12 protein-coding genes are annotated in these 17327 nt (G+C 35.4%); 1 reads left to right on the top strand and 11 read right to left on the bottom strand.

The features are described from left to right. Positions 1-96 precede the first annotated feature (96 nt). The 5 genes from F6K23_RS35780 to F6K23_RS35760 all read right to left on the bottom strand — a co-directional run bounded on the left by F6K23_RS35780 (position 97) and on the right by F6K23_RS35760 (position 8358). Positions 97-1278 carry a hypothetical protein gene (locus tag F6K23_RS35780; protein WP_293165280.1) on the bottom strand — a complete coding sequence of 394 codons (1182 nt, stop codon included), beginning with the start codon at positions 1276-1278 and terminating at the stop codon, positions 97-99. A gap of 141 nt (positions 1279-1419) precedes the next feature. Beyond that, positions 1420-3912: a PAS domain S-box protein gene (locus F6K23_RS35775; RefSeq protein ID WP_293165279.1), complete on the bottom strand. Its 2493-nt coding sequence runs from the start codon at positions 3910-3912 to the stop codon at positions 1420-1422. Positions 3913-3960: 48 nt separating this feature from the next. Continuing rightward, the gene (locus tag F6K23_RS35770) at positions 3961-6117 is read right to left on the bottom strand and encodes a response regulator (RefSeq protein ID WP_293165278.1); all 2157 of its coding nucleotides are present in this window, start codon (positions 6115-6117) and stop codon (positions 3961-3963) included. A gap of 1269 nt (positions 6118-7386) precedes the next feature. Continuing rightward, positions 7387-7623 carry a NifU family protein gene (locus F6K23_RS35765; protein WP_293165277.1) on the bottom strand — a complete coding sequence of 79 codons (237 nt, stop codon included), beginning with the start codon at positions 7621-7623 and terminating at the stop codon, positions 7387-7389. An 87-nt stretch (positions 7624-7710) separates the two neighbouring features. Beyond that, on the bottom strand, positions 7711-8358 hold the full coding sequence (locus tag F6K23_RS35760; RefSeq protein WP_293165276.1) for a DUF3386 domain-containing protein: 648 nt from the start codon (positions 8356-8358) through the stop codon (positions 7711-7713). A 481-nt stretch (positions 8359-8839) separates the two neighbouring features. On the opposite strand from F6K23_RS35760, the gene F6K23_RS35755 reads away from it, so the two are divergent. Further along, positions 8840-10603 carry a pentapeptide repeat-containing protein gene (locus F6K23_RS35755; protein WP_293165275.1) on the top strand — a complete coding sequence of 588 codons (1764 nt, stop codon included), beginning with the start codon at positions 8840-8842 and terminating at the stop codon, positions 10601-10603. Positions 10604-11642: 1039 nt separating this feature from the next. On the opposite strand, the gene F6K23_RS35750 is transcribed toward F6K23_RS35755, so the two are convergent. The 6 genes from F6K23_RS35750 to F6K23_RS35725 form a co-directional block, all read right to left on the bottom strand. After that, complete coding sequence (locus F6K23_RS35750; protein ID WP_293165274.1) at positions 11643-12128, bottom strand: TerB family tellurite resistance protein; 486 nt, start codon at positions 12126-12128, stop codon at positions 11643-11645. Between the two features lie 147 nt (positions 12129-12275). Beyond that, positions 12276-12836 carry a prepilin-type N-terminal cleavage/methylation domain-containing protein gene (locus tag F6K23_RS35745; RefSeq protein ID WP_293165273.1) on the bottom strand — a complete coding sequence of 187 codons (561 nt, stop codon included), beginning with the start codon at positions 12834-12836 and terminating at the stop codon, positions 12276-12278. Between the two features lie 449 nt (positions 12837-13285). Then, positions 13286-16558: a pentapeptide repeat-containing protein gene (locus tag F6K23_RS35740; RefSeq protein ID WP_293165272.1), complete on the bottom strand. Its 3273-nt coding sequence runs from the start codon at positions 16556-16558 to the stop codon at positions 13286-13288. 140 nt (positions 16559-16698) lie between these two features. Next, complete coding sequence (locus F6K23_RS35735; RefSeq protein WP_293165271.1) at positions 16699-16902, bottom strand: hypothetical protein; 204 nt, start codon at positions 16900-16902, stop codon at positions 16699-16701. Between the two features lie 37 nt (positions 16903-16939). Then, positions 16940-17041, bottom strand: a complete 102-nt coding sequence (locus F6K23_RS35730; protein WP_293165270.1) for a PD-(D/E)XK nuclease family transposase — start codon at positions 17039-17041, stop codon at positions 16940-16942. Positions 17042-17112: 71 nt separating this feature from the next. Then, positions 17113-17327: hypothetical protein (locus F6K23_RS35725; protein WP_293165269.1), on the bottom strand; the 215-nt coding region annotated here is incomplete at its 5' end.

Here is a 17327-nt window from a genome sequence, read left to right as displayed (position 1 = left end):
TAGTTAAAGTGAAACTCATTTAACTCTAAATAACTGAAGCTTTTTGAATAGATAGTTAAGCGATCGCGCAGAATTACAGTTGAATATCGCTCTGATTTAGTATGCACTATATATAGTGTCTTTGCGTAAGTCCTGATTCAGAGACCACAACAATACTCGATTATTACCAGAGTCAGCAATAACAGCAGTATTGCCACAAACAGAAATCCCATAAGGCCAACACAAACTTTGGCGAGTCGGATGCAAACTCAAAGCATTTTCACCCTTACTCTGAAAATCTGACTGACCAATTAATGCAACTGCCGGAGTGCCAATATCCACAGTATCCCGCCAACCCAATAACCGAGAATTAGCGGTATCAGCAACAATCAACCAATTAGCAACCGCAACCACGCCATAAGGCATACTCAAACTAGCAGCAGAAGGAAAATAAACCCCCTGATTTAACTGTACTGTATTAAATTGAGATTGACCCAGAACTACAGAACAAGGTTGATTATTCTCAGTAGGGATAGTATGCCAAATCATTACCCGATTATTTCCAGCATCAGTCACAACCAAGCGATCGCCATACTGTTGCGGAACATTATTGCCCCAAAAAGTAATTGCATGAGGCCAACGCATACTGGCCGCCGTTGCTTCACTGCCTCCATTTTCATCCCGACAATTCATATTTGCCTGCCCCAAAACCAGATCGGCAGGTTGTCCGTTAACCTCTGGCAACTGCTGCCACATCAATACCCGACGGTTGCCCGTATCTGCTACCCAGAGTTTTCCTTGATGGTAGACGACACCATAAGGCCAGTGCATTCTGTCAGCAGCAGTTTCTGATTGACCCCGATTAGATTCATTTTGAGTAAAATCTGCCTGACCTAAAACTATATCGGCAGGAACATTATTATCTTCGGGTAACTGCTTCCAAATTAGTACCCTATGATTCCAAGCATCAGCTACTGCTAACCCTTCTCCACAAGCACAGATACCAGTGGGGACGCTTACTGTTGCTGCAGTGGTTGTACCATTGGCATTTTGCCCTTCTTGAGAAAAGTCAGATTGTCCGATAACCCAGTCAGCAGGTTGCGTATCAACTTCAGGACATTTTCGCCATCCCAATAATCGATGATGTCCGGTATCAGCAACCCACAGAGGTCCAGTTTCTGAGATTAAGCAAGCTCCACGAGGTCCGAACATTGTGGTTGCACTGGGTGTGAGTGGTACGACTAGGGAATTAGAGGATGGTGTACCGAGAATGATTTCTGCACCATTAGGGTTAAGCATTTCAGTTATCAGTTATCAGTTATATAGAATCAGGTTATATAGTATATGTTGATAATTCTATAATTACTTCAATATTTAATCTCCCCCGCTCCCCCGCTCCCCCGCTCCCCCACTCCCCACACTCCCCCACTCCCCCGCTCCCTACTCCTCATCCAAAATTGGTAAGGCTACAAAAAAAGTGCTACCTTCTCCTAAAGTGCTTTCTGCCCAAATTTTACCTTGATGTTGTTGGACAATATTGCGACAAATGGCTAAACCTAAACCTGTGCCTCCTTTCTGGCGAGAGTCAGAAGCATCAACTTGTTGAAAGCGACCAAAAATACTTTCTATCTGATCGGCAGGAATACCTCGCCCTTGGTCTTTAACTGCAATCAAAACTTGATAACTATGATTGATATTAAAGGCAGGTGCTTCAGTGCATTTTGTTTTAACTGTTGAAGTGAAGTTATCGGAGCTAATAGTATGGTTTCTATTTATAACTTGTTTGCTAGCAGTCAACCAGACTGTTGTTCCTTTCGGGGAATATTTGATGGCATTACTAAGTAAGTTAGTTAAGGTTTGAATTAATTTGTCGGGGCATCCCCACAACTTAGTATTGACTGGTTTGACTGACAAATTAACTCCTGCTTTCTCTGCAATAGGTTGCATTTCACTTGCTGTCTGGAGCATTAATTCAGCAATGTTACAAGTTTGTTTCAGCATTGTTACTTGCTGGGAGTGAAGACGTTCTAAATCTAGAATATCGTTGATTAATCGTACTAAACGATCTGTGTTAGTAACGGCAATATTTAGCATCCTGTTACCTCTTTCTGGCGCTTGATTAAGTAATCCACTTTTCAATAAAGTTAAAGCACCTTGAATAGAAGCAAGAGGAGTGCGTAACTCGTGACTCACCACGGAAATAAATTCGTCTTTCATCTGTTCAACTGCTTGACGTTCTGTGATATCTTTAAATGTTACAACTGCACCAATAATTTTTCCCTGTTCTAAAATAGGTGTGCTAACATATTCTACGGGAAAATGTGACCCATCTCGTCGCTCAAAAAATTCATCAGTAACTTGACAAACTATTCCTTTTTTTAAGGTTGTTGTAACTTGACTATCTGAATAATTTTTTTGTGCTGAAGATTTAGAACTTTTGTCGTTAACTTTATCTTTTTCTTTGTGGTTTAATACCCCGCTGTCTACACAATGTTTAGAATTGGTTGGAGTTTGAGTCCCCATCAATTTTTCCCTTCTTTCTTCTTCTTTCTTACTTCTTCCTTCTTCTTTGTTGTTAACTTTATCTTTTTCTTTGTGGTTTAATACCCCGCTGTCTACACAATGTTTAGAATTGGTTGGAGTTTGAGTCCCCATCAATTTTTCCCTTCTTTCTTCTTCTTTCTTACTTCTTCCTTCTTCTTTGTTGTTAACTTTATCTTTTTCTTTGTGGTTTAATACCCCGCTGTCTACACAATGTTTAGAATTGGTTGGAGTTTGAGTCCCCATCAATTTTTCCCTTCTTTCTTCTTCTTTCTTACTTCTTCCTTCTTCTTTCTTACTTCTTCCTTCTTCCTTCTTCCTTCTTCCTTCTCCAACCCCAGAAATTATTAAACTCCAGTCACTATTTACCAGCTCTTTAATTGTATAACCAGTCATTCTTGCTGCAGCTGGATTAGCAAAAGAAATTTTTCCCCATATATCTATTCCACAAATTCCTTCTCCCGCTGAGTTTAATATTAATTGATGTTGGTAACGAAGCTGTTCAAAAGATTTTTCTATCTGCTTACGATCGCTTATATCCCGAGCAATAGTTGAAACTCCTATAATATTACCTTCAGTATCTTTGATTGGAGATATTGTTAAAGCTACATCTATATGTTTACCATCTTTTCTGATATGTACAGTTTCATAATTATTTATACTAGCTCCTGCGGTAATATTTGCTAAAATTTGGGAAATTTCATTTGGTCTTTCTGGCACAGCTAATATAGAAATAGAACAGCCTTTTACTTCAGAAATAGAGTAACCATAAATTGCTTCTGCTCCTGAATTCCAACTATAAATAATTCCTTCTAAAGTATTACCAATAACTGCATCGTTAGAGGATTCTACTATAGAAGCTAATCTAATCATTACTTTTTCTGTTTGTTTTTGCTCTGTAATATCACGCCCCAAAACAACTATTCCATTACGTTTTCCATCTTCATAAAATAACGGTACTTTAATTACGTCATAAATTTTGATGCTGCCATCTCGTTTGGGAATAATTTCTTCACCCCTAGACAAACTTTTTTTCTTCCATGCTTCTCGATCGCTATGATGACAAGATAAAAAAGCCTCTCGATAAAAACTACTAATTTCTCCCAATTCAATATCTGATTTACCACGATAATCTACTTTTTCTATTTCAAATAATTCCTGCATTGATTGATTAGCTTCTAGCCATTTACCTGTACCATCTTTAAAGCACACAATATCTGGCATAGCGTTAATTAAAGTTCGGAGTTGTAAAGATGTTTTTTGATATTTTTCTACTAGCTCTTGTAGTGCTTTTTCTGCTCTTTGACGCTCCATAATTTCTGCTTTTAATTGAGCATTAGCATTTTTTAAAGATGCTATTAAATTATTTTGATTTTTAGTTACACTTTGCATTTTTTTCATCCTATTTAATTTTATTTTTACAGTTAATTAATTGCACAATCAAACACTTATACTACGTTTAATCCGATTAATAACACGAGTAATTAAATCAGAATATTTAAATGGTTTACAAATATAATCATCCGCACCAGCAGCAAAAATTTGATGACAAATCATAGGGTTGTAATGAGCTGTCAGAAATATAACAGGAAGCCAATTCCAATGTGGATCGTTACGAATAACTTGACACAAATCAATTCCATTAAAATATGGCATTTCTATGTCTAAAATTAATAAATCTGGTACTGTATTTTCTAAGGTTTCCCAGAAATATCGCTCATCACTCAGGGTTACAACTTTAATTCCCCATTGGGTTAGTATCTGTTCGATGGTCTGTAAAATTTGCAGGTCGTCATCTACAATCATCACAGTTGCTAAAGTCTGATTTTTTCGCCAGATATCTAATACTATGTCTATAACTTGAGCTGGTGGTAATGGCTTTTTTAGATATGCTGATGCTCCTAGTTTAGCAATTTTTACGCGATCGCTCAATTCACCTTTAGTATTAAGTACAACTACAGGTAAAGAAGGCATCTGACTAGAAATTTTAACTAATATTTTCTCTGAATTAGCAGCAACTTCAAGGTCAAGTAAAACTACATTAGGACAAAATGATAAATCTTGTAAACTATTGTTTAAATTCTGATTAATATAAGCATCTATATCTGTGGTTATTAAAACATCTGGAGCCAGCTTAAATTGTATTTTTTTTGTGACAGCTTCTTCAATTAATTGTTTTGCGAATAAACTATCTTTGTCTAGTATTAATAATAATTTACATTCTGGATAAATAGGAATAGAATATTGACGATCAAGATATTTTATCTGTTGATTATCACTTTTTTCTTTGTCGATATTACTATGCTTTTCTATCTTATTGCATAGACTTTTTACTAATTTAGATAGATGAAATATTTCGCTATAATTAAGAGGCTTTTCCGCTGCCAATAAAGTTTCTATTTCTCTAGCTAAATCCGAGCCATCTACTAAACCAAATGTACCTAGAGAACCTGCTAATTTATGAGCTTCTTGTTGTGCTTTTCTTTGTAAATCAATCTCTAATATTTCATTTTTTCCAGCTACTACTGCTTGTTCTAGTACACCAATCCGCTCATTAATGCTTCCTTGAAATCTATCCCATATTTTACTAATGGAATCTTGTAGTTTTTGTTGAGATTCCTGATATTTTTGAGGCTTTTCTTTATCTTTTATTTGATTATTATTGACTGGTAAATTCTTTTTATCTTTTTCTTTTGGGTTTAATACCCTGCCACATAAACAGTGTTTACAATTGGTTGTATTTTGAACCCCCATCCACTTTTTGCTTCCTTCCTCCCCCCTTTCAAAGGGGGGTAAGGGGGGATGCCTTCTTCCTTCTTCCTTCTTCCTTCTTCCTTCTTCCTTCTTCCTTCTTCCTTCTTCCTTCTTCCTTCTTTCTTCTTCCTTCTTCCTTCCTTCTTCTTCCTTCCTTCTTCTTCCTTCTTCAACTTGTTTTAACCGATAACCTAAACCGTAAACAGTTTCGATTAAATCACTAGGCGCACCTACTGCTTTTAATTTATGTCTTAAACCTTTAATATGCGCTCTAACTGTATCTTCTGTAGGTGTGTCTTCCCAACTCCAAACTTTATCTAAAATTGCACTACAATTAAATATTCTTTGATTATTGTGCATAAACAGATTTAGAATTTCATATTCTTTAGGAGTAAGATTTAACTGTTTGTTATTGTAAGTAACTTCACAATTTTGAGGATTTAAACATAAATTATCCCATTTTTTGATGTGAGAAGCAGACTCATTTCCTCGCCGTAATAATGCTCTTATTCTGGCTAAAAGCTCTTCTAAATTAAATGGTTTAACTACATAATCATCAGCTCCAGCATTTAAACCTTTTACTTTATCTTGATTGTTATTACGAGCGGTTAAAAGTAAAATAGGAATGCTTTTATTAATATAACGTAACTTCTGACATAGAGTAATACCATCTAATTTAGGCAGCATTACATCTAATAAAATTAAATCATAATTATAGGCTTGAGCTTGCTCCCAACCTACTTGACCATCTGTGGCTATATCAACTACAAAAAGTTGTTCAGTTAAGGCATCAGCTAAAGTTTCGGCGATAAATCGATCGTCTTCTACAACTAGAATTTTCATTGATGAAGGTCGTTAAACAATTAATAATTAATAATTAATAATTAATAATTAACAATTACCTCTTCTTTTCAAGGAGAGGATTGACGCGGAGCGTGAAAATTTTTTCTTCTCTTATAGCAATTCCCATGCATTATTGCTATACTTGGGCAATACTTCAGTTGTCAACTAATCAGCACAAGCAAAATCACTTTGCATGCTAATTTCAGCTCGCGAATGGTGTTAATTATTCTTATGTTTGCTTCTCCCTGTACGGACGCCCTTATGGAACGTCCCTACCCACTCCTCTACTTCCCTTCCTGGGAGGGGGAGGGGCGAGGGGTGGGTCTCCTGCTCAACAAAATGTAGAAAAGTTTTTGAGAAATGGTATTACTCGATGGTCGGCCAGCGAGGATACCTTGGCATCCCACCCTACGGGAAGCTCCGAAGATCAAACGCTGTCTTGGTCGATTGGATATGGCGAGGTTTCGGAGCCATCCCTAGACCGCTTTTTTCTCCTTTAAAGGAGAGGCTTTAAACCTTAATTATTAGGTAATGGGTAATGAGTAATTAGCAATGGCTCAAATAGTGGTTGTAAGTTTGTAGATCAGAAAAGTTGACCTAACAATTAATACTTAATTCTAGGAACGGCAGCTTTGCAGAACTTTATTTAGCTACTGATACTGACTATTTATCTATGATTAAAGGAAGAAGAAAAAAAGAAAAAATAAAAATCTGGCGTTGTTTGAGTTTTCAGCTTTTGACCTATTAAATACAGTAATGGCAACTGCTATAGTTTGTAGTTTTCTCAAGATATTAAGATACAGTTGTTTAGGAGTAATTAAGTAGATTTTTAGATAATCAACTGTATGTTTTTTTTAGTAGATTTAGAGTGTATAGTTAAGAGATTATTTTTTTAGTAGGTAGGCAAAATTATTTGTATATTTACTACTCAGATATTTTTCGGTTTACCGTTTTCTGTTCTCTGTCTTGGTGTGCTACGTCACATCACTATTCCCTCTCTCCTATAACCTACTAAAAATAATAGCTCATTAACTATTAGACCTCTCCAATAATTAATTTCAAATCTTGTAATAACAGGATAAAAAGTGAGTTTCCGGAGATGTCTATTGATGTATAGCAGTGAACAGGGAACAGGGGGGAAACACTTCCCTGTCTGATATTCATCATTAGTCTATGTCCTAAGTAACTTCTTCCTTGCTGTAACTGTGCGTTTTCTGATTAAAAAATTTCCCACCCACACCAAAAATAATGTGAGTAGGAAAAATATAACTACATCACAGAATTGACTTCAACAATTTCAGGAATTTCTTCCCTAAGTTTGCGTTCGATACCCATTTTGAGAGTCATAGTAGAACTAGGACAAGAACCACAAGCTCCAACGAGTCTGAGATTGACTACCGGGCCTTCAATTTCTACGAATTCCACGTTACCACCATCTGCCGCTAGATAGGGACGTAATTCATCTAATACATTTTCCACATTTTCTTTGGTCAGTGCTTTAGACATTTTTTTCTCCTTATATGAGAACTATTATTCTCCTAAATTAATCCTAGCTGAATTAACATCAAAATAGACCAAAAGTTCAGATTGTTTCTACACAACTGCTGGTTCTAACAATTTGATATTAGAGTAGTTAAATTCGGTTGTTGTTACTTGACCTTTTTCTGTAGAATTGACTACCTGATGAGTCATTATGTAGTAACTGCCAATTTTTTCATAACTGTCCTCAAATTCTAGTTCTCTTATGACTTCATTGGTTTGAGGGTTGCGGAAAATGGCGTTATAGTGAGTGGCAGCAAAACCTTCTCCTGTATCCAAGCTTTTGTGAGTATTAATTACGAAAGCCATTCGGCCCATTACCCGACTAACTAGACAAATTTCCCGATCTCTAACCTTGTAATTTGACCCCATCGCATCACCTTCGACGAGAATTTCAACTGCACCAGTTTCATCCCGATCGCCTAGACTGAAGTTATTTTTACCATGGGATGCTTCAAAGGATGAACGTTTGCGGTGAGTTACTACGTCCCGCAGTTGAGTATAAACGCTTTGTTGTACTTCTTCATCTGATATACCGGTGACTTCTACACTGAAGTCTGCTTTTATCGAAATTTGGCCATTGTACAGTTCTGACCCTTGTTTTAGTTCAATATCGGCACTATAACCGGGAAAATTAGAGTCCCAAGTGTAGCGATGTTCGTAGGCAGCTTTAAATAAATCACGAGCATTTTGTTCTGTCATAGAAACCTCATTTTATCAAAATTGTTTTGTATTATTTTACCATAAAAGAGTCGTTTTGAAATTTATTAGCACTGTGTTCAACTCATCTCAATAATAGGTAATAAAAAACAATCTCTCCAGTATATCGATACTTACGATTGTATAAAAAGTATAAAAAAATACCATATTTCGGAAAAAAATTATTGTAAATACTTTAGCTATAAACAACAATTAATATAGCTCGATTATTCCACTTATTTTCAGCAGAATTAAGTACAAGTATAATAAAAGTTTGCGAGCTAACTAAGTAACTAAATAATTTCTGATGTACCTAATTTTTATTTCATCAAAAAAAAATTATAATTCTTAAATATTATTGCCAAAATAAGGAATAGCGGTAATTTGTAATTGCTAGTCAATAAAAAATATGATATAATTCTCAAACAGAATTATTGCATTAGCACCCCATTTACAGGTAGAAAAAAACGGCGGTACTATTAACATGAACCAAGACCTTTCTAGCCACGGCTATCAAATTATTAGAGAAATAGAACGTCACCAAAACGAAGGAGAAGTGACATATCAGGGACTAGCTCTCAAACAAGACCAAGAGGTTGTCATTAAAGAATTTCGTTTTGCAGATAGTGACGCAAATTGGGCAGGATTTGAAGCTTATGAACGAGAAGTAGAAATTCTCAAACAATTACAACATCCTTGTATTCCCAATTATGTAGACTCTTTAGAAACCACCGAAGGATTTTGCTTAATTACAAAATATCAAAAGGGCAATTCTTTAGCAGAAAGAAGAAGTTTTACTCCCGAACAAATTAAGCAAATTGCTATTTCAACTTTAGAAATTTTAGTTTATTTACAAAAGCAAACTCCACCAATTATTCACGGTAATATCAAACCAGAAAATATATTAGTTGATACCCACTCCCACGGTGAAAGATTCCCTATTGCACATTTAATTAATTTTGGTTCTGCACGCAAAGGAATAGAAGATATTTTAAGTGATGGTATAAGTGGTACTCCAGGGTTTATGTCACCAGAACAAGAATTAAATGGTACTGTTACTATAAATTCTGACTTATATAGTTTAGGTGCAACTCTAATCTGCTTGCTAACAGGTACTCGCAGTACAGAGATCAAAAAATTAATAGACCGCAACTATAGTTTTAACCTCAAAAAATCAATGCCACAACTGAGTACATTATTCACAATGTGGCTAGAGAAAATGGTATCTCCCAATAGCAAAGACCGCTTTGAAAATGCAGCAGCAGCTTTAGCAGCGCTGAAACCAATTCCTATGTTTGGCGATGCTGCTAATTTTAAGAATGTGACGATGGCAATGAAACCTGTAAAAACATCTGCTCTAGTTGGAATGGCTAGTATTACAGCTGTTGCTATATTAGCTACGAGTTTAACAATGTTTAGACAGCAACGAGAACAAACTAATTTCTCGACAACACAAAAACCTCAACAGGAAATTGTCACCAAAAAAATCTCAGGTAAGAGTGCAGTTGAGCAATTACAAACAACTGGAGAATGCCAAGGTTGTAACCTTCGTGGTGCTGACTTGGCAGCTATCAAAATTGAAGATGCTTATTTGCGAGAAGCAGATTTATTCAAAGCTAATTTGAGAGGTATCGATCTCAGGGAAGCCAGATTGCAAAATGCCAACCTCAAAGGTGCACAAATGCAAGGAGCAAACCTAATTAAAGCTAAACTACAGCAAGCTAATTTGTCTAGCGCTCGTTTAGAGGGAGCAAATTTGATGAGTTCTAATTTGCAAAATACCAAATTGGAAAAAGCTTTCCTTGGTGGAGCAACTTTAATGAGGGCAGTATTAGAAAATGCTAACTTACGACGAGCTAATTTATCTGGCGCAAATTTGATGAGTTCTAATTTGCAAGCGGCTAATTTGCAAGCGGCTAATCTCAAAGATGCTAAACTCACTAGAGCAAATTTCAAAGGAGCGAATTTAAGAGGAGCGAATTTAGGTGGGACAATGATGAGTCGTGCTAATCTCCGAGGTGTCGATCTCAGGGGGGCAGTCTTAAAAGATGCTGATCTCAGGAGAGCAGACTTAGTAGGAGCAAATTTGGCTGGTGCTAAGTTAATGGGTGTTGACCTCAAGGGAGCTAAACTCACGGGAGCTAACCTGAAGAATGCCAATTTACAAGGAGCAAATATCGAAAATGCTAATCTGCAAGGGGCGAATTTGCAAGGGGCAATTATGCCCGATGGTAGTTTGAATGAGTAGTTCATTAATGGATAATGGATAATTACCTCTCCCTTTTAGGGCTATCCATTACCCACATCTTTCTTAACATGGCAAAATAGACAAGTTATGTGTAAGTCTTTGAAAGGCTTTTTCTTGAGAAAAGTGTATGAAAAAATACATTTTTTTGACAATTGTAGACAAGATTCTTACTCCCCACACCTCCCACACTGCCCACCCTCCCTGCAGGGTTTTCAGGAGTTCCTTATAAGGGATAGCTTTTAGGGAGAGTCTTTTTGAAGGGGAGCAAGATGCTCTTACTGGCTATACTATATACAATGAACCACTACCCAGTTTATCGCTCATTTATTCTCCAGAATTTTTGTTCCCACGTGCAGGATTCTGTCCTTTACAGCGCTTTTCGCTCTTGATGAACCACATCTTCACAAGCAAAACTTTGTAGGGACGTTCCATGGAACGTCCCTACTGTGGTCTACCGTGCAGGAAAACCGCTGTAAGACGCAGACTTACCCAAATCATTTGTTTGATAGACTCTGGTACTTCTGGGTGCCATCCCTCTGATTTCTTGTACTACGTCGGCTGTTTAATTTCCACTTGTAGCATTGTCAGGAACTTTTGACTTCTGACTTCTGAATTTTGACTTGCACTATGCGCTATACTCATTATGTTATACCAAGCGTGAAAAAAGAATGCTATGAAAAGTGCCTGTCATCGGATATGCTTAAAAATAGTAGCTATCGTACATTTTAGATAGTTATTTATATCGTTTTTACATTTTTTTCAATATTTCCTCCTTCTTCCAACTTCGGTTCTTCCTTCTTTCGTAGGGACGTTGCATGCAACGTCCCTACTATTTGTAACAAACACTTATCACGCTTGGTATTAGATATTCTTGGGAAATCTTGAACGCAATAGCAATATGAGAACACGATCGATATTATCTGCTGTCAAACTATGAATGCAATTGGCTAACTCTGAAATACGGTTGAGAATGTTGATATATTTGTCCATAAGGTCAAGAGATCAAAATCCTCTATAAAAAGGTAGGTGTTAAACAGAATTAAACTTCCGTTTCAAATAAAGCAAGTCGTAGTCTCTCGCTTGCATCTTCCATTTCAGCTAATGACTCAATGCTAATAACAATGCTACGTTCAATTCCCAAAATTTCTGCTGCTTTAGCCACAGCAGCTTTTTCTTTTTCTTGGTAAACTCCATCAGCTCGACTCATCTTAATCGCTTGGTATAACATGGATCGGCGAAAATTCAGAGGAAAATCATACTTGATACCACTCAACAGCTCTTCTATGTTAGCGTTTTTCCAATCGAATTTGCGAAGCGCTTCAATGTACTCCGCAGAGTCTACCAACAAAATTTCTTGTTCATCAATATACCACTGAAATTCTTTTTCTGCTAATTCGCCATCTGCTCCAGCGATCGCCATTAATGCACCACCATACTTCACTGCTACATCAAAATCAATTGGTGCAGTGAGGTTATACCGATGTTCGGCATATTTTGTCGGCTGGAGGCTTTTTCCACCACTCATATTTTACTCCTTTTGATCTATAGTTTTGAGCGTTTTTAAATATATTTGATATTGATTCATTTTGTCAAGGTTCGATCGTCTTTAAAAGTTTAGGGAGTAGGGAGCTATTTCATTTATTTATTTATAAGTATTCGACCGGACATGATATTATTTACAATATTGGTCTAATTCCTGTTGTATATCCTCTGATGAAATAGATGGTAATTTAGGCAATATATTGTTTAAAAGCTCCTGAGCATAAGCTTCACATTTCATTCTGTCTAGCTTACTATCTTTTATATATATAATTTCTGCATAAGATTTAGTAGTTGGATTTTTAGTTAAAGCTACTTGAATTGCTATTTCATTATTAATAAATGGTATGCCATAGAAATAGTTTTGTGTTTTGTGTGAAAAACCAAGTATCTTCAAAAGAAAATCATTATTATTAAGTTTATCTTTTGGTGGAAAAGAGTTAAACTCATTTAAGTTGTTTTTAAACTGATTATATTCGGTATAGTTACTAATTTGTTCATCAGTGACGACCTCTATGTAAGTAATTGCTTCAACTTGTTTTGATTTACTCACTAGATTTAAAAATGCTACTAAACCAATAGATGACAAAATTCCAATAATAATAATCACGACTAACAACTCAATTAAAGTAAATCCTTGAGTGTTTTTTCGGTTGTTTAAGCGCTGTAAAAAAAAACGAGATAAATTATTCATAATTCCTCTGATTTAAAAAGTAAGTTAACAATTTTTTCAAGGCTTCAGTAATCAAATTATTGTCTGAATTTTCGGGGATAGATAATACTGTTTAAGGTTCTGAATGCTAATTTAACAAAAACCAAATTTTCTTCAGTCGATTGTTTTCTTTTTTATCTTTTTCTTTTGGGTTTAATATCCCGCTGTCTACAGGGTGTTTATAATGTAAGCATTTCCTGCGGAATGCTGCGCAAACAGCCATCAGCTATTAGCTATCAGCTATTAATTAGAGGGGGAGGTAAAAGCAATTGAGAGATTGAGAGAGAATTAAAAATTGCTACCAAACTACACTCCTTTAACCTTAGTAAAAATTATTCATTATTTGCTGATAGCTGACTGCTAACAGCTGAATGCTTACTTTATAATTGGTTAGGGTTTGAGTTCACATCCACTTTTTCCTTCTTCCTTCTTCAATCATTATTTCTCTGATTTAAAAAGTAAGTTAATAATTTTTCTACAGCTTCATCCATCAGATTAGCTGCGGGATGTTCGGCAACAATACCTCTTAATATTCTGATGGCTGACTTCACAGAATATTGATTTTCTTGACTGGGAATTTCTCCTACTTCTGCCAAAATTTCTACTTGTTTTAAAGTTTCTGTTTTATCTGCTGGGGTTAACCAAGTTTCCGTTTCAATGGCTAATTTTAAATCTGTCAAAATTTCGGCAAAATTAGGTTGATAAATTCCATGTAAGTCTCGCCAATTAGGAGGGGTTTCTGCAGGATTTTGACAAATTATTGGTAACCAACTTGCACCAGGAAATTTATCTTCCATTACTTGTAATTTTTCTCTGGTTTTTCGCACGGAAATATATAGAGATTTGCCACTAGAAAATAATTGGAGAAAATTCTGGAAAAATTCCTGGGCGACTATATCTGGAACTGGTTCTCGCATGACAATAATTGCGGGGATATGTAGTTGAGCAAATTGTCTGGCTAAACCTAATCCATCACAAGAGTTAAAAATGGCTAATTTGAGACCTCTACTAATAGCTGTCGTTAGTGCATTTTCTAATTCTTCAATTTTGATTTTGGTTTGATTATCTAAATCAAAATATCCGGTACTTCCATCTTTTTCGCTTTGACTATGACCGGAAAAGCAAATAATATCCCAACCTTTTTCATCCCATAATTTTTGGTCTAATTTTTGCCTAGTTGGTTTCATTAAAGAAATAGTTTCGGCTTCATCTGGAAGATTTTCTAAATATTGTTTGTCTTTCTGGATATTGAGACCTTTATCGTGTCCGAAAATTGCTAAGATGCGGATTTTTTCCCGACCAATATTTAACTTTTCGACTCGGTTTGCTTCTGGGAGAGCTATGGCAGTTTCAGCAAGTTGATAATCGGAGAAAAATTTCCATAAATGCCAGGGAAGGCGTTGGATTAAATTATCTTCAGATTGAATAATTAATCGGACTTTATCTGAGGGTTGAATTTTAGTTCGTAGTTGATTTTCTATCCGAGCAAAACTGGGAAAACTTAACCATTCATTCAGGAGCGATCGCCACTTTTTCTCTAATTCTTGAATCTGACTAATTATTTTCTGTCTATCTTTTATAGAAACATTTGTCTCCTGGTCTTTTTTGATTTTGATTCTAGGGGTCAAGCTTAAATCTTGATACAATTCTATTAATTTTTGATATTTTTGGCTCCACTGTTGATAAAGTTGAGAAATTTCTAAGTTTGAGGGTAATTTACTGGTAATATCCATTGGTAGAGGATGACCATCTGACCAGATATAAGCTTTAATTCTGGTAAAACCTTTTGCCAAGCTTCCACCTTCAAAATTGAGAATAACTAATTTTTCTCTGGTTATGGCATTGGCAGATGTTTGTGTTTTTAATATCTGATTCATGAAGAACATTCGATATTCAGTTTCCTCAGTTTTTCGATGGTAGAGACTAACTTGTTTTTCTATTCCTGCCAACTTTTGCTGATATTTTTCTTCTAATGCTATGACAGTTTCATCATAGATTTGTACAAATTCCTGATGGATTTTTTCTTTGTTAGTTTCTGGGGGAACGTCGATTTTTACTACTACTACTCCATCGCCTTTATTTTCCATAGATTTAATTTCCATCGGAATACCTTGATTTTCTACTTGCACCTGTTGGAAAGATGACATAAAGGCTTTGAAGTTTAGACCATTTCGGAATATTAAATCTACAGTATTTAAGACTTCTTGGAATAATTTTGTAAAGTCTCCTTCTTGGAAATATCCACTACTGGGGCGGCGTTCTCTATCGTCTGTTTCTGGTTTTGGTTCCTCTAATAAATAGATATATTTTGATTCAATATTATCGAGGATAGTAGTGTGGTCGATATTCCAACCTTCTAAACAAGTTCCTGACATTTGGGCGTTGGTAAAGTTAGTGCCTATTGCTAATGTTTCGGTTAAATTTGCGTTGTTTAAATTGGCAGCTTTGAGAGAAGCTTCTCCTAAGTTTGCTAGTTTTAAATTGGCGTTAGTAAGGTCGGCACTCATGAGGTTTGCTCCTCTTAAGTCTGCTTCTATATATTCTTGGTTTTTTCCCCATCCACTTATTAATAATTCTCTGACTTTTATATCTTCTAATATAGTTTTTTCGACTCTGGCAAATTTTAGATATTTGGTTTGTCGCCAGAATGTGCGAGTGGTATTAGCAAATCGAAAATTTGTGCTTTTGAGAGTGGCGTGACTAAAGTCGGCATCGGTTAAATTTGCATTTTCAAAATTGGTGCCTCTTATTGCTCCAATGACCACAGCAAATTGTAGGATGAAAAGATTATTTTCGTCTTCTGCTAGTATTTTTTTTGCAAGATTTATAGCGATAAAAATTAAGGTTAAAGAAATAGCGATCGCCAGGATAGTTATCATGACTATAATCAGTATTTCGGAGCGTTTTACTTGATTTCTAGCAGCAATTCCTGTACCAAATGCTGTGATAATATTCACCCATATTAATGCTGAATTTACTAGCCGTTTACCGGAGATAATTCCAGCTAAAATTACTGCTAAACTGAGAGTAAAAATTAATATTAATATTGCTATTGCAGAGATAATAAAACTGAAAATTATAATCACAATTTTATTCTCTGAATCGCCATTGTCAGCTAATAAATTAATGAAGGCTCTAATCAGTTCACCAAATCTAAAATCTGTCAACCACTCTGACAATTTAATAACTGTGTTAGGCGATGTATTTGTAATTCCCAAAAAACTAAAAATATTTACGATCTTCTTGTCATCAAGACCCAGTGATGCAAATATTACAGCCATTAGCATTATCAAAATAATTAGAGTAAATAAATACCCCCAAATTTTTTTAATTCCTTGACGGACTATTATTACTAATAAGCCAATATTGATAAATTCTAGGAGAGGAAACATAAATACACCAATCTGAATTGGAAATTTTTGAGTTGTTTTGCTAGATATAAGTCTGATGGGAACAATAGTGGCACCACCTGCAGCTACACCTGCAACTAAAAATAAGATAACTATCAGAATAAAAATCAGTCTAGTCTGAGATTTTGTTAATCCTGCTAAAGCATAATTGAAGTTAGCAGCTGTGAGATTTGCATTGGTAAAATCTGTTCCTCTTATATCTGCAAAAGAAAAGTCTTGACCAGTCAAATCTTGATTTTTAAATGAACGACCTTGATAATTTTTGCGTTGTTGTTTAGATGGATAAGTTAGCATAATTATTTGCCTCTAAAAGTTTAAGTGATTCTTTTTCATCCGCCAATAAATTTATTTCTTTACTCACAGCATAAGCCATCTAAAGATGCCTAATAACTGATATAGCAATCAGGAATCAGTTGTGAGAATTCAAGTGTTCCTTAAAAGTATAGAATATAGCAATTATTACATTCATATGATACGTTTTTTTCTTCTTCTCTGTTGCCTGTTGCCTGTTGCCTGTTGCCTAAAAGTTTCCAATATTTCACAACTAAAATCATATTGCTATAATTGATAACTGATAACTGATAACTGTAAAGACCTTGAAGATTTATCCGTGGTTGTTTAGATGAATAAGTTAACATAATTATTTGCTACTGAAAAATTAATTAGAAAATTTATTTATTCGGTTAACTGATGATTGATAAAGCCAATGAAAATGTCTGTACTCTGTTCTGAATCGAAGATTTTTTTAAAGGCATAATCGACCTTGGGATTGTTCAACAATTAATAATGAATAATGAATAATGAATAATTACCTCTCCTTGAAAATAAATTGAAGAGGATTGACAAATTCATGAAAATTTTTCTTCACAGGAGTCGATTGGATATGGCTCCGAGACCTCGCCATCCCATCCTAGGTCATGCTGCGCAAACGACCGCTTATTATCCCCTATCCAAGGGGAGGCGCATACCCACAATTTTTCGGTAAAATTTGCTCCTCTTATATCTGCATAAGAAAAGTCTTGATTAGTCAAATATTGATTTTTAAATGAACGATCTTGAAGAT

It is taken from the genome of Okeania sp. SIO2C9 (assembly GCF_010672455.1).
Lineage (GTDB): Bacteria > Cyanobacteriota > Cyanobacteriia > Cyanobacteriales > Microcoleaceae > Okeania.
Note: the sequence above shows the minus strand (reverse complement) of the source record. Positions and strands in the feature narration are given on the sequence as shown.